At 31.6% G+C, this 19,482-nt stretch carries 22 protein-coding genes and 2 tRNA genes; 14 read left to right on the top strand and 10 right to left on the bottom strand.

Annotated elements, in window-relative coordinates; translation table 11 throughout:
• Nucleotides 1-32: 32 nt before the first annotated feature.
• Entirely contained in the window at nucleotides 33-359 is a 327-nt protein-coding gene (locus tag ACP5GV_RS05315) for a hypothetical protein (protein ID WP_428068751.1), read from the top strand.
• Here ACP5GV_RS05315 and ACP5GV_RS05310 read toward each other — a convergent pair.
• The gene (locus tag ACP5GV_RS05310) at nucleotides 320-1,096 is read right to left on the bottom strand and encodes a hypothetical protein (protein WP_428090034.1); all 777 of its coding nucleotides are present in this window, start codon (nucleotides 1,094-1,096) and stop codon (nucleotides 320-322) included. The two genes, ACP5GV_RS05315 and ACP5GV_RS05310, sit on opposite strands and share 40 nt — an antisense overlap.
• Nucleotides 1,097-1,228: 132 nt before the next feature.
• Here ACP5GV_RS05310 and ACP5GV_RS05305 point away from each other — a divergent pair, with 132 nt between their 5' ends.
• The 6 genes from ACP5GV_RS05305 (at nucleotide 1,229) to ACP5GV_RS05280 (ending at nucleotide 4,849) form a co-directional block, all read left to right on the top strand.
• Nucleotides 1,229-1,489: a hypothetical protein gene (locus ACP5GV_RS05305; protein WP_292320186.1), complete on the top strand. Its 261-nt coding sequence runs from the start codon at nucleotides 1,229-1,231 to the stop codon at nucleotides 1,487-1,489.
• A 17-nt stretch (nucleotides 1,490-1,506) separates the two neighbouring features.
• Nucleotides 1,507-1,848 (top strand): hypothetical protein, encoded by a 342-nt coding sequence (locus tag ACP5GV_RS05300; RefSeq protein ID WP_428068753.1) that lies wholly within the window; start codon nucleotides 1,507-1,509, stop codon nucleotides 1,846-1,848.
• A gap of 32 nt (nucleotides 1,849-1,880) precedes the next feature.
• Nucleotides 1,881-1,989: transfer RNA gene (locus ACP5GV_RS05295), tRNA-Tyr, on the top strand.
• A gap of 356 nt (nucleotides 1,990-2,345) precedes the next feature.
• Nucleotides 2,346-3,185: a nucleoside phosphorylase gene (gene udp / locus ACP5GV_RS05290; protein WP_428068755.1), complete on the top strand. Its 840-nt coding sequence runs from the start codon at nucleotides 2,346-2,348 to the stop codon at nucleotides 3,183-3,185.
• 47 nt (nucleotides 3,186-3,232) lie between these two features.
• Nucleotides 3,233-4,207: an MBL fold metallo-hydrolase gene (locus ACP5GV_RS05285; protein ID WP_428068756.1), complete on the top strand. Its 975-nt coding sequence runs from the start codon at nucleotides 3,233-3,235 to the stop codon at nucleotides 4,205-4,207.
• 129 nt (nucleotides 4,208-4,336) lie between these two features.
• Nucleotides 4,337-4,849, top strand: coding sequence for a hypothetical protein (locus ACP5GV_RS05280; RefSeq protein ID WP_428102691.1), 513 nt, complete (start codon nucleotides 4,337-4,339; stop codon nucleotides 4,847-4,849).
• A gap of 8 nt (nucleotides 4,850-4,857) precedes the next feature.
• On the opposite strand, the gene fdhE is transcribed toward ACP5GV_RS05280, so the two are convergent.
• The 6 genes from fdhE to ACP5GV_RS05250 form a co-directional block, all read right to left on the bottom strand.
• Nucleotides 4,858-5,574: a formate dehydrogenase accessory protein FdhE gene (gene fdhE, locus ACP5GV_RS05275; RefSeq protein WP_428102688.1), complete on the bottom strand. Its 717-nt coding sequence runs from the start codon at nucleotides 5,572-5,574 to the stop codon at nucleotides 4,858-4,860.
• 5 nt (nucleotides 5,575-5,579) lie between these two features.
• Entirely contained in the window at nucleotides 5,580-6,644 is a 1,065-nt protein-coding gene (locus ACP5GV_RS05270) for an electron transfer flavoprotein subunit alpha/FixB family protein (protein WP_428102686.1), read from the bottom strand.
• Nucleotides 6,644-7,492, bottom strand: coding sequence for an electron transfer flavoprotein subunit beta/FixA family protein (locus ACP5GV_RS05265; protein WP_292320200.1), 849 nt, complete (start codon nucleotides 7,490-7,492; stop codon nucleotides 6,644-6,646). The genes ACP5GV_RS05270 and ACP5GV_RS05265 overlap by 1 nt, the downstream gene beginning before the upstream one ends.
• Nucleotides 7,493-7,503: 11 nt before the next feature.
• On the bottom strand, nucleotides 7,504-7,821 hold the full coding sequence (locus ACP5GV_RS05260) for a ferredoxin family protein (protein ID WP_292320202.1): 318 nt from the start codon (nucleotides 7,819-7,821) through the stop codon (nucleotides 7,504-7,506).
• Entirely contained in the window at nucleotides 7,818-9,131 is a 1,314-nt protein-coding gene (locus ACP5GV_RS05255) for an FAD-dependent oxidoreductase (protein ID WP_428068764.1), read from the bottom strand. Before ACP5GV_RS05255 ends, ACP5GV_RS05260 begins: the two co-directional genes overlap by 4 nt.
• Nucleotides 9,132-9,273: 142 nt before the next feature.
• Nucleotides 9,274-9,702 carry a translation initiation factor IF-2 subunit beta gene (locus ACP5GV_RS05250; RefSeq protein ID WP_428068766.1) on the bottom strand — a complete coding sequence of 143 codons (429 nt, stop codon included), beginning with the start codon at nucleotides 9,700-9,702 and terminating at the stop codon, nucleotides 9,274-9,276.
• 125 nt (nucleotides 9,703-9,827) lie between these two features.
• Here ACP5GV_RS05250 and ACP5GV_RS05245 point away from each other — a divergent pair.
• Nucleotides 9,828-9,901: transfer RNA gene (locus tag ACP5GV_RS05245), tRNA-Ala, on the top strand.
• 29 nt (nucleotides 9,902-9,930) lie between these two features.
• Nucleotides 9,931-10,992 (top strand): TIGR04084 family radical SAM/SPASM domain-containing protein, encoded by a 1,062-nt coding sequence (locus tag ACP5GV_RS05240; protein WP_428068768.1) that lies wholly within the window; start codon nucleotides 9,931-9,933, stop codon nucleotides 10,990-10,992.
• A 6-nt stretch (nucleotides 10,993-10,998) separates the two neighbouring features.
• Here the strand turns inward: ACP5GV_RS05240 and ACP5GV_RS05235 are convergent, their stop codons facing one another.
• Entirely contained in the window at nucleotides 10,999-11,964 is a 966-nt protein-coding gene (locus ACP5GV_RS05235) for an NAD-dependent epimerase/dehydratase family protein (protein ID WP_428068770.1), read from the bottom strand.
• Between the two features lie 341 nt (nucleotides 11,965-12,305).
• Between ACP5GV_RS05235 and rimI the strand changes: the two genes are divergently transcribed.
• From rimI to ACP5GV_RS05220, 3 genes are all read left to right on the top strand, one after another.
• Complete coding sequence (rimI, locus tag ACP5GV_RS05230) at nucleotides 12,306-12,866, top strand: ribosomal protein S18-alanine N-acetyltransferase (protein ID WP_428068772.1); 561 nt, start codon at nucleotides 12,306-12,308, stop codon at nucleotides 12,864-12,866.
• A gap of 132 nt (nucleotides 12,867-12,998) precedes the next feature.
• Complete coding sequence (gene coaBC / locus ACP5GV_RS05225; protein ID WP_428068773.1) at nucleotides 12,999-14,240, top strand: bifunctional phosphopantothenoylcysteine decarboxylase/phosphopantothenate--cysteine ligase CoaBC; 1,242 nt, start codon at nucleotides 12,999-13,001, stop codon at nucleotides 14,238-14,240.
• Nucleotides 14,233-15,066 (top strand): NAD+ synthase, encoded by an 834-nt coding sequence (locus ACP5GV_RS05220; RefSeq protein WP_428068775.1) that lies wholly within the window; start codon nucleotides 14,233-14,235, stop codon nucleotides 15,064-15,066. Before coaBC ends, ACP5GV_RS05220 begins: the two co-directional genes overlap by 8 nt.
• Here the strand turns inward: ACP5GV_RS05220 and ACP5GV_RS05215 are convergent.
• The gene (locus ACP5GV_RS05215) at nucleotides 15,058-15,711 is read right to left on the bottom strand and encodes a hypothetical protein (RefSeq protein WP_428068777.1); all 654 of its coding nucleotides are present in this window, start codon (nucleotides 15,709-15,711) and stop codon (nucleotides 15,058-15,060) included. The genes ACP5GV_RS05220 and ACP5GV_RS05215 overlap by 9 nt on opposite strands.
• A gap of 58 nt (nucleotides 15,712-15,769) precedes the next feature.
• Here ACP5GV_RS05215 and ACP5GV_RS05210 point away from each other — a divergent pair, with 58 nt between their 5' ends.
• Nucleotides 15,770-16,561 carry an ABC transporter ATP-binding protein gene (locus tag ACP5GV_RS05210; RefSeq protein ID WP_292320221.1) on the top strand — a complete coding sequence of 264 codons (792 nt, stop codon included), beginning with the start codon at nucleotides 15,770-15,772 and terminating at the stop codon, nucleotides 16,559-16,561.
• Entirely contained in the window at nucleotides 16,551-17,756 is a 1,206-nt protein-coding gene (locus ACP5GV_RS05205) for an ABC transporter permease (protein WP_428102684.1), read from the top strand. The genes ACP5GV_RS05210 and ACP5GV_RS05205 overlap by 11 nt, the downstream gene beginning before the upstream one ends.
• A gap of 227 nt (nucleotides 17,757-17,983) precedes the next feature.
• Here the strand turns inward: ACP5GV_RS05205 and serS are convergent, their stop codons facing one another.
• Nucleotides 17,984-19,357 (bottom strand): serine--tRNA ligase, encoded by a 1,374-nt coding sequence (gene serS, locus ACP5GV_RS05200; RefSeq protein ID WP_428102682.1) that lies wholly within the window; start codon nucleotides 19,355-19,357, stop codon nucleotides 17,984-17,986.
• Between the last annotated feature and the right edge of the window lie 125 nt (nucleotides 19,358-19,482).

Below are 19,482 nucleotides of genomic sequence, written 5' to 3'. Positions count from 1 at the left end.
TGATTGAAAGATTCCAATTGATGTGATGATTTATGGGTGCAAGCTCTGAGGGAGCTAAAGCTAACAAAGAAATAAAAAATATATTAATAAAGCTTCTCGAAAATTATGGAGAATTTTTTAGTAGGGATGAGAGATTAAACAGTGATGGAATTAGATTATATAAAAGAGTATCATATTTTTTGCATTTAATAGATAATAAAACTTTAGTAAATTTATATAAAAAATCCTTTAGGAACCCTACAATAGAAAACATAATAGAGTTTGCAAAATATTTTATAGATGCGGAAGATATTAAAATAAGTACATTAAATAATATTTATTATGAAGAAATGTTTGAGTTTAATGATGTTAATGTATAAGATAAGTAATTAGCGGAACTTACTCCTATAGTCATTTGCGATGCAATTGAAACCCCATCAATATATACTACAGTTGCTGTGAAGGTTACAGGATAATTTGCTGGCATTACAGCAGTTGACGCTGGAGATATTGATATTTCAAAACCTGGATACTTTTTATTGAAGACCGGTATATCAGTAAATCCCATATTTATTGTTGCATAAGAATTTGGTGGTTGTGCTTGACCTAAAGAGATTGCTTGCCAATCAACTTTATATATTTGACCAATATAATAAATTGCGTAAAGAGGGCCTATACCAGGGAATGGTTCTAAATAAGAAGTTCCTGTATAAGGATTAGTAAAGTAATATGAACTAGTATAGAATGTATAATAGTTTGATGCATTTATAGGGATTGTTACATTACCTATTACGACGCCTAAAAAAGTTAATCCTGTTTCATTGTATTTGTAGACTATTTTTTCAACAACACTATTTGTAGTAACATTGTATAATAATGCGGTACCGTTTTGATATGTTGCATTGTTAAAAAGTTTAACATAGGAATTTCCAAATATAGGAGAATAAATTTGATATTGCATATAAGATATTTTATTTAAAATTTTACTTAATGGGGGTTGCGGATATATATGTGAAAGTGGTTTAGAATAACCGCTATAAGTATAGAGCCCAATTCCAGCAGATATTAAAGTAGCTGCAAACAATATTAACATTATAGTTGTTGCTTTTGAAACCATATTTCTTTCCCCTTCTTATGCTATACAGAATTAGGAATTATAAACCTACTTTTTAAATCCATATAAGCAAATTGAAAATATTAGGAAAACATTTAAAGCCGAATTGCTAAAAAATCATAAAGGTGCAGAAAAGTGACAATAGGATTAGCGAAAGGAGCAAATGCAATGGGTCATGTAGGTTGGATAACAGTAAGGTGCCGTATTTGTGGAAGGTACTTAGATTTATCAGGCCAAAAACCAAATGCAAGGCACGAAGAGGTAGTTTATGTATGTCCTAAATGTGGAAAAACTGTAGATGCTTATTTCTGTGCAGCTGATGCAAAGAGACTAAGATATCACTGTCCTTATTGTGGTTCTCAATTAACAATAGCTTCTCCATTAATTAAGGAATAAATTTTTAGGTGCATGTTTTGATTGAAGAGTTTGTTTTGAGCAATAAACAAAAAGGAGTTAAAATTATAACAGATAAAGAAATTATTTATTCTATGGATTATTATGAAGAAATAAATATCAAACCAGATTGTATAAATAGAATTTCTATAAAAGATGTAGAGCTTTGTTATTTTAATATAAGTGAAAAGTGTAAAGGTTTAATTGCAATAACACCAAATACAATTGAAATAATATCTTTGAGATATTTTATGGATAAAAAAGAGAGCGAGATTAAAATAAATGAGAACACAATTTATAATAATTGCATTGAATTGTTAAATAATTTTAAACTTAATTATAAAAAAGAGCAAAATCCTTAAATCCCTAGTCACCTATCTATAAATGAAGCCGGCCCGCCGTAGCTCAGCGGCAGAGCGCCCGGCTGTAGTGGGACAGGGCTGTATCGGCCTTTCTTTGCCGATACCGGGTGGTCCGGGGTTCAATTCCCCGCGGCGGGACCATCCCCTCTAACAAAGGAGCCATTAATCAATTTCTTTGGGTTTATTATATCTTTTGAAGTGATGTTTTAGATTTTTAGAATTTTTATTATATTAAATTAATTTCTAATAAAATAAAAACATATTTTATATTCTAAGACATGAAAATTTTTTGAATTCTGAAAAATATTGTGCTTTGAATAAGCATTCAGAATTCTTATAGTTGATTCATTAATGGAGATAAGGTAGCAATAAAATATAATGCTTACAATAATGATTTGTTAACTTTTGCACTTAGGTTTAAAATACCTAGGGATAGTTACAAAATTAATGAATACCCTGCTGAAAGCGAGGGTCAGTTAATTTAGGGGGAATGTGTTATGGATGAAAAAATCATAAGTGCTAAAAAACCCGAAACAAAAGAAGGTAAGCAATATCATATATCTCTTTCATCAGGAGAAGTCTCCAAATACGTTCTTCTTCCAGGAGATCCGGATAGAGTGGATATAATAACTTCCTACATGGATTCCTATAAAATAATATCTTCTCATAGAGAGTATAGGACGGCAAATGGGAAATATAAAGGTGTTGATATATCTGTGACAAGCACTGGTATAGGTGGTCCTTCGATATCTATAGCATTAGAGGAGTTACTTAGAATTGGTTCAAATACTTTTATAAGGGTTGGGACATCGGGAGCTTTGCAATCATATATAGATATAGGCGATTTGATAATTGGAACCGGCTCTTATAGGCTCGATGGAGCTAGTAGCGATTATGTTGATAAGGCGTATCCTGCAGTAGCAAGCTTTGAAATTGTTAATGCTTTGATTCAAGCTGCTGAGAGCTTAAATATAAGATATCATGTGGGTTTGGTTGCTAGTACAGATACTTTTTATGTAGGCCAGGGAAGACCAGGATTTAATGGTTATTTACCAAAAAATAAAGAAAATATAGTTGAGGAATTAATGAAGCTAAATGTAATGGCATTTGAGATGGAGGCTGCAACACTATTTACTCTTTCGCAAATTTTCAATGCAAGAGCAGGTTGTGTTTGTGCAGCTATTGCGAACAGAATAAAAGATGAATTTATTCCGAATGTTGGAATTAATAATGCATCTAAAGTTGCGTTGGAGGCTATTAAGTTGTTGTCTGAGTGGGATGAACTTAAAGAAAAATATAATAAAAAATGGTTTTATCCAGGTTTGTTAAAGATATAAAATTAGAGATATAAAACTCAGCTTAATAATAATAAAAGTGAACTAAAATGGATGCCAAAATTGATAAGAATGGAGCAATATTGTTAGGTAACAATTTTACAGTAGATGGTTATAGCAATAGGCCTATAAGAGTTGTTACCCATGCTCACGAGGATCATATGAAAGGTTTGAGAAAAAGCATAAAGGAAAGCATTTTTATTATTGCAACTCCAATAACGCATGAGTTCTTGAACATACTGGGTTATCATATACCGGAAGAAAAGTCCATGAAGCTAGATTATGACAAAACCATAGATATAATGGATGAAAAGATAACATTAAAAAAATCAAGGCATATAGCTGGAAGTGCTCAAGTTATGGTCGAAACAAAGAATGGAACAATGGGATATACTGGAGATTTTAAATTACCTGGAACGGAACCATTAAAAGACTTAGATACATTAGTAGTTGATGCAACGTATGGAAATCTAAAGTATCAAAGAGGTTGGGCTGATTGGGATGCATTAGGGGCTTTAATGAACTTAATAGAAGAATATACAAAAAGAGGTCCAATATGGATTTATGGATATAATGGAAAATTGCAAGAAATTATGATATTGTTAAGAGAACGGGGTATAAAGAATAAATTTTTAGCAGATGAAAAAACCTTAAGGATGGCTCAAATAGCATCCAATTATTATGGAGTTAACTTAGGAGATACAACAATATTTAATAAAGAATTGGTAGAAGGTGATTCGATTATTTTTGTTCACACATTTAGGCATCAGGATTTTAGTAGGCTTGAAGGCACTCATATTATGTTAACTGGTTGGGAACTTAGGGGAATTGCAGTTAAGGTAAGCGAAAATCAGTTTAATGTATCTTTTAGCGATCATGCAACATTTAAAGAAATTATAGAATATATAAAGGAATCCAACCCTAGAAAAGTTATAATAGATGGTACAAGAAGTCAAGATTCTTGGTATATAGCCAAATATCTTTCTAAGATTTTAAATATAAGAACTGAAGTAGAGCCAAAATAGTTAGATTCCTTGTTTTATGAGGTCATACATTTTATTTCCAAAAAATCAGTATGAAAGTTATAAAACTACCTATTTTTTACAAATAGATGGTGAAATGTTACGGAAAATGTTCAAGAAGCAAATAAGAAATTGGAGTTACTTAGCTCTTCCCTTAAGTACTTCAGATCATATGAAATTATTGTGCCCCCAATTTTGATGAGTTCTGGAATTATAGTAGGTATATTATCTAATTTATTAAAATCTTATCAAACATTATCATTATCTTTAGTAGTTTTGGCAATTACATTAGCTTTCGCTGGATCTGCTATGGAAATTACTTATTTACTGATATTAAAAAGAATAGAAAAAGTATTGCTTAATAAAAATGAAAGCTTAGCTCTTAATATTGTATTAATAGCAATTTTAATGATGCTATATTTTGTAATAATAGGGATGCCATTGGTTCAATACTATCAAAGTATTACATTAAAAAAATTATCTCAACTGTCACAAAACTACAAAAATTGTATATTCGATAACCCTTTATTATCTTTAATAACATTTGGGTATGGTTTGTCTATATATCAAGCATGTAGTGGGCTAAATATTGTTAACATTATAAACAACACAATAAACAGCTTTGATTTATCTATTAAAAAATAAACAAATTATTAATCGGAAATTGGTAATGCCCCTTTAAACTTCTCTCCTCCTAAAGCAATTAATGGAAGTACTATGGATGGCGCCTTAATTGATTCATCAAGAATTATTCTCCAACTTGATTTACAATTCTGGCAATATACTAAACCCACTCTACCTTCTTTATCGCTGAAAACTCCTAGGCTGAATTCCTCATTATTTCCACAATAAGGGCAAACAATTTTCTTTTCTGAAACTTTCCATATATACCCGCAAAAATGACAAACCATTTTATATTCATTATTTGCTTTTATCATTGTCTTGCTTTCAGAACCACATATAGGACAATACGGGGTTAAATTTAAGATTTCCCCATTTTTTTCTTTATATTTTTCGGCATAAAGTCTAGATACGGCTTGGAGAGCTATTAAAGATGCCTTTGCTCCTTTAAAATTCATATTACCTTCCAAAGCCTCTTTAAATGCCTCATCGGCATTATTAATATCTATTTCTTCTCCTAAAGCTTTAGATGCTTCTTTTATTAACGTTTGCATTGTTCCGTTTTGTGAAAGTTCTGAAATTAGCTTGTTGAGATCATCTAAATTTAAATTAGTTAATTTATTGTTTACATCGTTTATTATGTTGAGTTGTATTTCTTCAATTTTTCTTGCTGTTTCTATATCTAGCTTAAATCCAGTTAGATGACCATATTTTCTTAAAGAAGAAATAAATTCTTCTAAGTTGTTCAAAAAAATCAGTCTCCTTTTAATTGTTTTTTAAGAGATTCTATCTCTTTTATTAGAGCTGGGATTATTTGTTTATAGTCACCAACTATTCCATAATCTGCTTGCGAAAATATTGGCGCGCTAGGATCGTTATTAATAGCTACAACAACTTCTGCTTCTCTTATTCCAAACATATGTTGCGCAGCACCGCTTATTCCTATAGCCAAATATAATATAGGTTTAACAGATTTACCTGTTTGCCCAACTTGTTTTTCATGTGGTATCCATCCCATATCAACAGCTTTTCTGCTACCTGCAACAGCAGCATTCATTTTAGATGCTAATTCTTCTAGTAATTTGAACCCCTCTATATTTCCAAGCCCCTTTCCTCCGCTAACTATTAATTCAGCTTTTTCTATTGGGACTTCATTCACTGCAAGAGTTTTTCTTGAAACTAATCTAGCTTTTGGCTGAGATATATAATCAATACTCTCTTCAATAATTTCTCCTTTTCTATTCGGATCCCTGGGCGGTAACTTGAAAACATTAGGTCTTGCTGTACCTATTTGAGGTCTTCTAGTAGGAGTTTTTATATAAGCAAGCAATACAGCACCAAATGGAGGTCTTATTAATAATACATCTTTTGTTTTTTCATCTACATCGAAATCTGTACAATCAGCCGTTATTCCTGCTCTCAGAGTATTAGCGACATATGGACCCAATTCTCTACCTTTCATAGTAGCTGAAATGAAAATTACAGCAGGTTTGTACTTTTTGGCTAACTCGGCTATAGTTCTGGCATATATATGAGGGGAGTACATTGATAGCCTCTCATCATCCAAGACAATAACTTCGTCTGCGCCATATTCAATAAATTCTTTAGCATATTTTTTAACATTATGGCCAACTAATAATCCTACGATTTTTGTGTTTAATTTTGTTGCTATTTTATTTGCAGGTGTTAGCATCTGTAGGCTTGGCTCAGATAAGCCATTCTCATCAACTTCTCCTACTACCCAGACGTTTTTGAAATCATTTAAGTTCTGACAATCCCATTCAGGACATACATTGCAATCGCTTTTAGCAGAGCTCATTACTTTCCACCCCCTTCCTTTAGAGCTTTAATCAAAGCTTTAGACGCCTTTTCATCCTCCATTAAAGTCTTTATAAGCCATTTTGCAGCATCTTCTCCATCTTTAGGAGTATAAATAACTTTCTTTCTTGGCACTTCAGGTACGTCGACTGTTTTTGCAACTATTGTAGGTGATCCTTTTAGTCCAGTACATCTAGGGTCAAGCTTTAATTCATTATTTGTCCAAGTGGTGAGAGGCTTCTCAACTTTGTATCTTATTTTATTTAATAGCCTAACAGGCCTTGGTTTTAGTGCTTTCATATGGGTAGCTATAACAGCAGGTAAATCTACCTCCCAATCTTCTATGGCATTTTCTAATACTCTTTCAACTAGGATTTTGTTATTATCTATCAATTTAGCGCTATGAGCATAATAAATATAAGGCCAATCAAGCCAGCTAGCAGTTTGCGCTCCTATATGTGCAGTACTAGAATCTATAGTTTCTTGACCAAAAACTACTAAATCAACTTTACCTATTTCTTTATCTATTTTCTCAATGGCTTTTGCTAATACGTAACTTGTTGCTAGTGTGTCTGCTCCAGCATAAACTCTATCCGAAACTAATATAGCTCTATCAACTCCCATTCCTATTAAATACTCTAATCCTCTTATCGCCGGTGGAGGAGACATAGTTAACGCTATTACTTCTCCTCCATAAGCATCTTTTAGCTGTAAAGCTAATTCTATAGCAGGCATATCATGTGGGTTTACAATACTCGGTACACCTTCTCTAATCAAAGTACCTGTTTTAGGATCAATCCTTACAGACGTTGTACCCGGAACCCATTTCATACCAACAATAATTCTCATTTATACCACCCTCATGTAAACCTATAGAAAATACCTTTTCCACTTTTTGGATAATTCCATGTAATTGCTTCTAATGGGCATATAACTCTGCATGTTCCGCATTCAACGCAACCTTCATAACTGAAAACAATTCCATTATCAGATAAAACATAACAACCAGCTGGGCAGAGGTAAACGCATGGTTTTGTCTTACAGTTACCGCATTTGTTATAATCAACGATTATATGAGGATCTTCGTCTACATTCCATATGTCGCTCTGTAATATATCTTCCAATTTCATTGGTTTTTCTTCCTTTTTCTTCTCACTACTTTGCGTGCTTGTGCTCATATGCCTTTCACCAACCCAAAAGCCTGAGAAATTAAATCAAAAGGTCCAACCTTTTCTTCTTTTAATGCTTGCATTAATGCATCGTAAACTGTTTCTTGTTTATATTCTCCTTCAAACATTTTCTCCATAACCTTAATTAATATTGAGGGATATTTAGACATTAATATAGGGTCATTCATTAGTTGTTCAGCTCCCCTATGTTTAAACAGCTCGCTATACATAAAGCTGCTTCTAACATTTTTATCATATATTTGTAGGTTCTCATACGTAAAACCTCCATTGTTTCTAGCAAATTCAACAGCTTCGGCAGCAAGCTTTCCGCTGTATACTGCATAATCTACCCCTCTAAAGGTATATCCTGTAGATAATAGTAATCCTGCCGCATCGCCTACGATTAATAATCCGGGATACGCAAACTTTTGTGGCATGAAGTGTGTTGCTCCTTCTATTGTTAAATGAGCTCCGTATTCTGAAATTATCGCATCTTTCCAATAAGGCTTAAAATATGGGTGAAACCTAAATTCTTCAATAAGCTTTGATACGTGCTCATCAAATTTTCCGTTTTGAATAAAATCTATCGAGTGCTTAAGATGTAGAACTAAACCCATGCTAATGCTATCCTTATTTGTATATATAAAGCCTCCTCCCGGTAATCCTTTAGTTATATCACCCATAATAACCCATGCTACACCTTCATCTGGATTAAGATTAAATGATGATTCTATGTTGTTTGCACCTACCTTAAGTATTTCTTTAACTCCAAGGGCTATGTTATCCGGCTTTAATCTTTCAACAATACCTAGTCTTTCTAGTAAAAGCCTATTAACTCCTTCAGCGTCGACAACTACATCAGCTTCAATGAAATCTGGACCACTTCTTACTCCTACAGCTTTTCCATCTTTCATTACTATTTCATCTATGGTTACTTCCGTTACAAATAATGCACCAGCATCTTCAGCTTTTTTAGACATCCATTGTGTTAGCTGCGTTAAATATGAGACAAAGCTAATCTTTTTCTCAGCCTTATATTCAAATGTTATGGCTTTATCTCCTTGGACCATACTTATTCTTTCTTTAGTGACCCATCTTTGTATAGGTGCTTCTTTATCTAGTTGGGGCCAAACTTCTCTTATTGGTGGTGCATAAACTCTTCCTCCATAGAGGTTTTTATCCCCTAATCCTCTCCCTCTTTCTATAAGAAGTACTTTAAACCCCTTTTTTGCTAGTAAATATGCTGCGGAAGACCCTGAAGGTCCTGCTCCGACAATAATGACATCAAATTTAGTTGGTAAATCAGGCAATCCATTCACCCAAGTCTATAGTTTCCGATTAAAAAATTATAATAAGTGGTTAAAAACTAATTTAAAATACAAATAATAAACGATTTAATATATAAGTATTTATTATTCTATTTAAATTTTATTTTTATATTTTAAAATAAATAAATATTAATTAAAATGCTTTAACTGGTTGTTCGGCCCCACAGGCTTCGCATACTAATACCCATATCTTGCCACGGTGTTCTATTTTTGTATCTATACTACCGCATGTTGGGCATTTTACATAAGATTTTACAAAAATATCTAATAATTGCTCAATAACCTTTCTAGATACCTTTACATTTAATATTAGTTGGCCTGAATAATCTTCATAAGAACCGGCTGATGCTAATTCTTTAAGTAAATATCTTGAAACAAGCTGAGGATCTCTTTTTAATTTTTGTGATATATCTCTAAAATTCTTAATTATAGTTTGTGTTCCTACTCTTATGAGTTGTGCCTCTGGAAGTTGTAGATCAGATGTACCGCTTTTTGGAGGTATTTTTTGGTAAACTCTTTCTAAAAGCTTATCATAGTTTTTTAGCAAGTCTTCTTCTGACATATCAGTCACCTTTCCCTCGTAAATGTGAATTTAGAGGTTATTAATTTATTAGTATGCGTATAACAAGTAAATAAGATATTTTTATTATTATTTTTAAATCCTAGGAGAAACGATAATTATCGCGTGGGCCGGTAGCTCAGACTGGAAGAGCGCTCGGCTTGCACCCGAGAGGCCCCGGGTTCAAATCCCGGCCGGTCCATTTTTATTTAGATAATTAAGTGAGAGATAATGCTGTGGCTAATAATAACAACAGGCGAATGCAATTTAAAATGCGACTATTGTGGAGGCTCTTTTCCAAAAGAAATAGTGCCATGGAAAGTAAGCTATAATATTGAAAATTTAAAAAAATTAGTTGAAAAAGATAAATCACCAACTATAATATTTTATGGCGGTGAACCATTATTAAATTATAAATTTATCGAAAAGGTTATAGATAATTTAGAAAAAGCGAGATTTGGAATACAAACTAACGGTTTATTAGTAAAATTATTACCTAAGGATTATTGGAAAAAAATTAATGTAGCATTATTATCGATAGATGGTAGGCAAGAGATAAACGATAAACATAGAGGAAAGGGGACTTATAAAAAAGTTATAGAAGCTGCAAAATACATAAAAAATGTAAATCCTAATATAGAAACAATAGCAAGAATGACTGTAACAAATGATTCAAATATATATGAAGAGGTCATTCATTTAATAGAATTAAACTTATTTGACAAAATACATTGGCAATTGGATGTTGTCTGGTCTAATAAATGGGATTTTGTTTCATGGGCAAGAAATAACTATGTACCAGGCTTAAGAAAACTGCTCAAATTTTTTGTAGAAAACTTAAAAAAAGGAAAGATTATTAAAATAATTCCATTTGTTGGAATATTAAGTGCTCATTACCATCAAGGATACATTGGTTCTCCATGTGGAGCAGGCTATAGATCTGTTACAGTTTTATCAAATGGAAAAATCTTATCTTGTCCAATAGCAGTTAGAGAAAAATGGGCAAATCTTGGAGATATATATAATGGATATAAATTATTAGAAGAACCAATGCCAGATTATTGCAAAAAATGTGAATTTAGGAAGTATTGCGGTGGTAGGTGTCTCTACGCTCACATGGAACCATACTGGGGAAAAGAAGGCTTTATAGAAATAGACGAAGTTAACAAAGAATATATAAAAATGGTTTTATCTATTATACCTGAGGTAGATCAATTAATTAAAGAAGGCATAATAAAGGTAACAGATCTATATTATGATCCAACAGCTGATTCAACAGAAGTAATTCCATGAATAATTTTACGGATTAAATCCATTATTTTCAGCCCAATTAATAAAATCTTTAAATGCTATATCAAAATCGGTAAAATTAAATTGGTCAAGATATTTACTTTTATAGATATAAGAGGATTTTATTGATCTATAAATCATCTTTATTGGTGAAGAAGGTAAAGAAATATAATTTCCAATTTTAATTAAACCTTTTAAGGGAATTGTCAAACATCTTCTTTTTTTAAAATAATTGCAAAGGTAAGAAGATACCTTTTCAATGTCAATTTTTTGAGGCCAATTAACATATATCCATTTTCCATCAAAATTCCCTTCCGTTGATAGCTTGACAATCCTTGCTAAATCTTTTGAGTATACTAAATTTTCCCCTCCTATCTTTATCTTTATGTTCCTTTTTGATAAGTTATAGACAACTTTCCATTGGGGTTCATATGCATACGGTCCAAAAACTGTTGATGGTCTAAGTATAACATATTTATTATTTAATTCCTTTTTATTCTTTAATATTAATCTCTCACCTTCTGCCTTTGAGATTTCGTAAGGAGTTTTTTGTGAAAATAAATTGCTGTCCAAATGATTTTCTTCCTCATAAATGATAGAACCTTTTTCAAACTTAGCTTCACCTATTGAAGCTATGCTGCTTATATATATTATTCTAGACGAAGTTTCTTTTGAAATTTTAATTACGTCGTTTAAAATATAAACATGTGCATCCATCATGGTTTTTAAATCTCCAGAAAGCTTTCCTATAGTATATATAAAATTATCTGCATCAATTCCCTTTAAACTTTGATAATCTATTTTATCTACAATAACAAGCTCTGATCCTATTTCTCTTAACTTTTTTGTTATATTTGGTCTTTTCTTTATAGAAGATCCTCTAGATATAACAATAACTTTGCTTTGTTTTGCCAGTTCTGTAGCTATATTAATGCCAACAAAACCAACGCCACCAATTATTGCATTTTTTATCAATTTGATCCCAATTATTTTATAATCTAAAAATTAATATTTTTAAATATACATTTATAATACTAATTTATGTAGATTTTTATTTTTTGCTAAAAACAAGCCTCTATGTAAAAGCTTTGTTTTTGAAGGTTCTAGGAACGTAATTTATAAGAAGCTAATTGCTTTGAAAGTTCTAAATATAATAATATTAAAATCTCAGGCAAACATAAGATATAAATAAAATAGAGTTTTTCATGATAGGAAATTTCTTAAATCATCTAAGAGTGTCTTGCTTAATAATAAATAATAAATATATGGTTTTATATTTCTTCTTTTTTTTAATTTTAAACTAGAAAGGTGGAAAATTGAACCAAGAGATTAATTTCATTATAAGAAACGCAGATGAAAACGATATACCTGAAGTAATGGAAGTAAATTTAAGGACATTACCAGAAAATTATTGGTATGGATTTTACAAATTTGTATTAGAAAGATGGGGAGACATTTTCCTGGTTGCTGAAATGGATAAAAAAATTATTGGGTACATAATGAATAGAGTCGAAGATGCAAGGGATCCAGTGTTATATGGTAAAGAAAATGAACTTATTAAAGAAAAGAAAAGGAGCATAGAAGATATAATGAGTTCCTTTAAGAATATGTTTTCTGAGTCACATAAGGTTGGCCATGTTATATCGATAGCCGTCCTTCCTGAATATAGAAAAAAAGGAATTGGAACGGCTTTGTTAAATGAGGCAATTAATAGGATGAAAAACAACTATGGAACAGAAGCGGTTTATTTAGAAGTAAGAGTTTCAAATAAAGACGCTATAAGTTTATATAAAAAAATGGGTTTTGAAGAAGTTAGAATTATTAAGGAATATTATAGAAATGGAGAAGACGCGTATGTCATGGTTAAGAAGTTATAAGTCATCGAGGTTTGTCTTCCTTTTTGTCTTAAGAGTGTAGTCTCTATTTTATTGTTAAATATTAATAGCTGTTTATTGTTAAGCTTAGGTTTTAAATCTTTAACTAATATAAGCTATAATAGGTGTTAGATATTGGAAACAGAAGAATCTAAGTTTCATCCATCATCAACAATAATAAAAAGTTTTAGCGACACTCTTAAAGATAAGTGTATTATATTAGCAGTAACAGCTAGTATTTCTCTTTATAGATCACTAGATACAGCAAGGTGGTTAATGAGAAGGGGAGCAAAAGTTAAAGTTATAATGAGTGAAGAGGCCTCCAATCTAATAAGTCCTGATATGTTTTATTGGGCTACTGGAATAAAACCTGTTGTAAAGCTTACAGGAGCAACAGAGCACATATCTTTAACAAGAGAGTGTGATGCAATGTTAATCGCCCCAGCTACATTCTCATCAATGTCTAAAATAGCTTATGGCATAACAGATAACCCAGTATCTTTAACTGCAATAACTTTTATGGGATACAACAAACCCATAATATTAGTACCTGCAATGCATGAAAAAATGGAAAATACAAAGCAATATGAAGAAATAGAAAAAAGGCTAATTCAAAGCTACGTTTTTATAATAAGTCCTTATGTTGCAGAAGAAGTAGCTAAATATCCAGACCCTCAGTTTGTTGCAAGAGTAACAGGATCCCATATGTTAAGACGTTATGATATGAAGGGCTTAAAGTTGCTCATTACTGCAGGAGCAACAAGAGCTTGGATCGATGATGTTAGGTTCATAACAAATCCGAGCTCTGGAAGAATGGGTATAGAATTATCTATAGAGGCTTATTCAAGAGGAGCTGAGGTAGATTTAGTTCATGGCCATACTGAAGTCCAAATACCTCATACTGTAAATTCTTATCATGTTGATACAACAGAAGAAATGGCAAATAAAATTGCTGAACTTACTTCTAAAAATAACTATGATATAATAATAGGAGCTGCAGCCCCATTAGATTTTGACGTTGAAAAGTTTGAAGGCAAAATGAGAAGTGAATTAAGTTATAACATAAATCTTACTCCTGCTAAAAAAACATTGAAATCAATATATAAAAGGCCTAAGGTCTTAATATCATTTGCAGCAGAATCCATAAAAAGTGATGAAGAGCTTATAGAAAAAGCAAAAGAAAAAATAGCTAAATACAATTCAGACATAGTTGTTGCAAATCCAGCTAATTTGTCAGGAATTGGTTTTTCAAGTCTTTATGATAAAGCAGTGTTAATATTTAAAAATGGAAAAATAATAAGTGTAGAGAAAACTTTAAAAGAAAACCTTGCTAGAGTAATACTTGATAGTGCTTTAAACCTAATAAGAGGTGGGTAAATTGGGGATTACCATAAACGATGTCATAAACATTGATTATGAATTTGCAAGAAAAAGCATTGAAAAATTTATAAAGAATGAAATAGAAAATTCTGGAAAAAAAGGATATGTAGTAGGATTAAGTGGTGGAGTCGACTCTGCTACTGCGTATTATTTAGCAGCTGAAGCTATAGGTATAGAAAATGTTATCGCCCTAATAATGCCAGATATAAATGTTACTCCTAAAGAAGATATAAATGATGCAAAAGATTTAGTTAAAAGGTTAGGAGGTCAAATGCATATAATAGATATTTCTCCGATTGTAGAAGTATATAGATCAACATTACCTATATATCAAGAGAGTGATGAAGTCCCCTTAGGAAATGTTAGAGCTAGAATTAGAATGACAATCCTGTATTATTATGCTAATAAGATGTCAAGACTAGTTTTAGGAACTGGAGATAGAAGTGAAAGCTTTATTGGGTATTTCACAAAATATGGTGATGGAGGGGTTGATATATTACCGATAGGTTCTTTGCTTAAATCTCAAGTTAGAAGGTTAGCGCAAAAATTAGGGGTACCAGATAATGTGGCATTAAAACCAAGCAGCCCTAGACTATGGAGTGGGCAAATGGCCGAAAAAGAACTGGGAATTTCTTATGACCAGATAGATTTAATAATATATTCAGTTATTGATAAAGGTTATTCTATAAAAGAGGCATCAGAATTAACAGGTGTTAGTATTGATGTCTATGAAAAAGTATTTAAAATGAATAGAGATAGCGAACATAAAAGAATATTACCTAAATCTATAGAAGTTGATAAGGTAATAAAATATCTAAGTTAATCTGTTTTTGCTTATTGTTTCTTCAAATTCAAATTCTTTTATGCTATTTGATTTTTTGTTGAGGCTTGTTATCAAGCTTTCTGCCATATCAATTATTTTTTCTGCCATATCAATTTCATTTAAAAGCTCATTTTCATATTCAGGTTTAGCTTTTGTCAAAAATTCAACTATCATGGGTAGATCGTTAAAGGCTATCTTTTTAAGTAAATCTTTTTCCTCTGATGATAGTTTTTTCCTCTTTGATATTTTTTCTAGTATATTATAGATATGTTCTGGATCAAGACTATAAAATTGTATTTTAAGTAACTTTAGCTTAGGATCTTGGGTATTACCTGAATTCCCTTCGTATCCATATACAGCATCTTCTAATGCCTTTTTATTAATTATATTCCACCAATGCTGAGAACCTGATTTATAAGTTGTCCTTATTATTTGATATTCCTTTTCTAGTTTGGCTAATAAAGGAACTGGGTTATAATCTAAACCATATTTTATAAGAAAGTCCTTTAAATCTCTTAAATCAAAATCACCAAGTTTAGCTTTTTTATATGTTTTTGATGCATCGAGGAGGGATTTCAATACATAATAACCTCTATCACCATATTTGGCTAGGAACTCATTTAATGTTGCCCCCTCCTCTTCCAATATTTATACACCTAGTTTCATTAATGCTATTAATTTTCAGGTTTCTCAGAGTATATTAGTGAATAACATAATGCTTCCAGGGGTTGAGGTTCCTGTAGACAATAATACGCATTATTCAATAATAGCTGAAAAAATATATAAGAAAATAGGTAAAAAAGAAATACTAAAAGGTGTTGACTTAAAAATTAGGTATGGAGAAATACATGTAATAGCAGGTCATAATGGTGCAGGAAAGACAACTCTTTTTAGGATATTGGCTGGATTGCTTAAGTATGATTCTGGAAAATTATCAGTTTTGGGTTTTGATCCTAATAAAAATCAACATGAAATAAGTAAATATTTAGGATATGTACCAGAGGACTCTTCTCCATATGAAAGGCTTACAGGTTTTGAAAATTTAAGAGTTTTTGCATTAATTTATAGCAATGGCGATGAAAAAATAGCTGAAAAATTCATAAAGAGAGGAGCTGAAATATCTGAGCTAACTCATGAAGATCTCTCAAGAAAAGCGGGAGAGTATAGTAATGGAATGAAGAAGAGACTGCTTATAGCCAGAGCAATAATGCATAATCCAAAGCTTGTGTTGCTAGATGAGCCAACAAATGGTTTAGATGTTTTTTCTGCCTATAAAATAAGAAAGCTAATTAAAACAATGTCTTCTAGTGGAACCACATTTGTTATAGCGACGCACAACATGTCTGAAGCAGAAATGCTTGCTGATAGGATAACATTCATTGCATATGGTACAATACTTTATTCTGGTTCAGTTAAATCAGCGATAGAAGATTTTAACTCAGTCAACCTAGAAGAAGCTTTTATCAAAGCTGTTGGTGAAAAATATGAAGTCTAAAGCTATCATATGGAAAGAATTATTGGATTTGAGCAGAGATAAAAGAACTTTAGCTGCTATGATATTAATACCATTTATAGGATTACCTGCAATTGCTTTGCTTGCAAGCGGCTTGACTTATGCACAAACAACAACAGTTTACATAGAAGTTCTAGATAAAAATTCAACAGATATAGCTAGATTCATATCTTCTCAGCTCATTAGCTACGCGAAAGGCAATGGATTAAAGGTAAACGTTACTATATCTAATACGTCTCCAACAAATGTTTACAATATATTGCTCATAATTCCTAAAGGTTTTTATGGCAATATTTCTAATATAAATGGCGTTGGAATAGTTTATTTAAAAAGCCTAGTTGGAAGCATACAAAGTAATGAGGTAGAATCATTAATAGAATCCGTATTAGGGCAAGTAGAAAATAATATAGTTGTAAATAGAGTTCAAAAGCTATCTAATATTTCGGGCATAAAAGTAAATACAACTAACTTTTTAAATCCAATTAATATATTTACTGGCTACTATCTTCCATCTGGAAAACCTGCAACAACTTCTCAAGTTGAGCTAAGCTTTTCTGCAAGATTGTTAGAATTTTCGTTATTTTTTGTTGCAAATCCGGCAATCGTTTTTATGGGAGACAGCATACTCGGTGAGAAAGAAAGAAAAACTTTAGAAACATTAATATCAACACCTGCTCCTAAGACAACAATAATTGTAGGGAAGATGTTTGCATCAATAGTTATTGGTTTAATAACAGCTATAGCTGATAGTTTAGGCGTTATAATTTATTTATCGATGATAGCACAAGGAGGTTTAAGGCTAACTGCAGTCCTAATTCTTGTAACATTTTCTGTAAGCGCTATGCTAGTTATAATGACAGCAGCAATAATAACACCAATAGTTTTAAGGAGTTCATCTCTTAGATCTGCACAAGCCATGTCTTATCTTGTTATGATGATAGCTCTTGCTATTTATTTTAGCACGTTATTTGTAGATATTCAAAGACTTCCACGTTTTATAGAAGCTATACTGTTGATTATACCATTTACTCATGCAGCATTAGCTATATCAAATTATGTATTAGGTCAATATCTTTATATGATTATTAACTTTATTGTTATGATAGCATTTACATTAATTGGTGTTTATATTTCTATAAAAGCCTTTAATAGTGAAAGGTTAATAGTGTCTAAATGATGTATTTGTAACAAAAATCTTTAAGAGCCTACAGCAAATGTTGAAATAATATAATATTCAAGTTCCTTTTCATCCTTTTTTGTAACTTTGAACTCTATCTTTTTCTCCTTAAATTCTCTAGAATATATTTCTTGACTCACTATTTTCACCTATTTAATATATTGGTGACGGAACCTTATAAGGGATAGTCCTAGTAAAGATAGACTTTTGTCTATAGTCTATAAAATTTATGGTCTTTTGCTTTTAGGCGTTATAAAATCTTTGGGTGCTTTTTCAAACATTTCTAGATATTTTTTAAGAGGCTTAGGTATTATAACTGTTCCATCCGATTGTTGGTAATTTTCTAATATAGCTGTTATTGCCCTAGTCGATGCAATACCAGTGCTATTTAATGTATGTACATAGTCCCTAATCATACCTTTTCTTCTTACTAGCCTTATGTTGAGTCTATAGGCTTGCCAATCTGTACAATTGCTTCCGCTAACCATCTCTCTATACTTGCCTTGACCCGGCATCCATACCTCTAAATCATATTTCTTAACTGCGCATGCTCCCAAATCTCCAGAAGCAATGTTTACTACTCTGTATGGCAATCCTAATCCTTGAAAAATTTCTTCTGAATTTGAAATAAGCTCTTCATGATACTTTTTGCTATCTTCTGGTAAGGAATATATAAACTGCTCAACTTTATGGAATTGATGAACCCTAAAAATACCTTTTAAATCTCTATTCCCGGCTCCTGCTTCTTTTCTAAATGCAGGGCTAAATCCAACATATTTCTTAGGTAATTCATCGTCATATAACTCTTCGTTATAATATAGGGCAGCAATAGGGTGTTCTGCCGTCGCTATCATATATAGATCTTCGTTTTCTATTTTATATATAGCATCCTGAAAAGTAGCTAGGTCTATAACTGAATTTATTATATCATACCTTAGCATATAAGGTGGCAAAATTAAACTGTATCCTTTAGATGTTAGTTTATCAATAGCATAAAATAAAAGAGCGAAATCAAGCCAGACTATATCTTCAAACAAATAATAAAATCTTGACCCTGAGACTTCAGCCGCCTTTAATGTGTCTCCTAGTTTTAAAACGTTTTCAAGCATATCTGCATGACCTACTGGTTTATAATCAATTATTTCATAATCAGCTTTTAGTCCATATTTTTCTGTTTGTTCTTTAAATTGTTCTATATATTCTTTGTATACCTTTGCCTTTCCCCAAAATCTTATAGGTACTGTGGCTTCTTCACCTCCTACTGGTACATCATCTAGAACAATGTTGGGTAATTTTCTTAGGGCATAGTCTCTTTTATTCTCTATCTCTTTGAGCTCTTTTTCAGCATTTTCAAGCTTAGCCCTTAATTCTTTAGCTTCTTCAAGCAATTTCTTTTTTTCTTCATCTTTAGCTTTAGCTATGGCGTTACTTACTATGTTGTGTCTGTGCCTTAGTTCATTTATTTCTGTTAGAACTTTTCTCCATTTATTATCCAAACTAATTACTTCGTCAATTATATTTACATCCATTTGTCTTTTTTTAATGCTTTCTTTGAGTTTTTCTGGGTTGTTTCTTAATAGCTCTAATATTGACCAGGGCATTTTACTCACCAAAGAATTGTAAAAAATAGGACTATTTTTATTTATCTAAAAGCCGTTGGCAACAGTCCAATAAACAGTGAAGCTTATATATCTTAAATACAACATTTATCATACTAAGAGACTCT

It is taken from the genome of Caldisphaera sp. (assembly GCF_049974385.1).
In the GTDB taxonomy this organism is placed as follows: Archaea; Thermoproteota; Thermoprotei_A; order Sulfolobales; family Acidilobaceae; genus Caldisphaera.
This window is presented reverse-complemented; position numbering and strand designations above follow the sequence as displayed.

Bases quoted from the DNA above. Each gene is read 5' to 3' on its own strand.
- ACP5GV_RS05270 (WP_428102686.1), bottom strand. From the start codon at position 6,644: ATGAGCTCTGCTAAAAGCGATTGCAATGTATGTCCTGAATGGGATTGT.
- ACP5GV_RS05260 (WP_292320202.1), bottom strand. From the start codon at position 7,821: ATGAGCACAAGCACGCAAAGTAGTGAGAAGAAAAAGGAAGAAAAACCA.
- serS (WP_428102682.1), bottom strand. From the start codon at position 19,357: ATGCCCTGGTCAATATTAGAGCTATTAAGAAACAACCCAGAAAAACTC.
- ACP5GV_RS05285 (WP_428068756.1), top strand. From the start codon at position 3,233: ATGGATGCCAAAATTGATAAGAATGGAGCAATATTGTTAGGTAACAAT.
- ACP5GV_RS05240 (WP_428068768.1), top strand. From the start codon at position 9,931: ATGCTGTGGCTAATAATAACAACAGGCGAATGCAATTTAAAATGCGAC.
- ACP5GV_RS05310 (WP_428090034.1), bottom strand. From the start codon at position 1,096: ATGGTTTCAAAAGCAACAACTATAATGTTAATATTGTTTGCAGCTACT.
- ACP5GV_RS05205 (WP_428102684.1), top strand. From the start codon at position 16,551: ATGAAGTCTAAAGCTATCATATGGAAAGAATTATTGGATTTGAGCAGA.
- udp (WP_428068755.1), top strand. From the start codon at position 2,346: ATGGATGAAAAAATCATAAGTGCTAAAAAACCCGAAACAAAAGAAGGT.
- ACP5GV_RS05250 (WP_428068766.1), bottom strand. From the start codon at position 9,702: ATGTCAGAAGAAGACTTGCTAAAAAACTATGATAAGCTTTTAGAAAGA.
- ACP5GV_RS05315 (WP_428068751.1), top strand. From the start codon at position 33: ATGGGTGCAAGCTCTGAGGGAGCTAAAGCTAACAAAGAAATAAAAAAT.
- ACP5GV_RS05265 (WP_292320200.1), bottom strand. From the start codon at position 7,492: ATGAGAATTATTGTTGGTATGAAATGGGTTCCGGGTACAACGTCTGTA.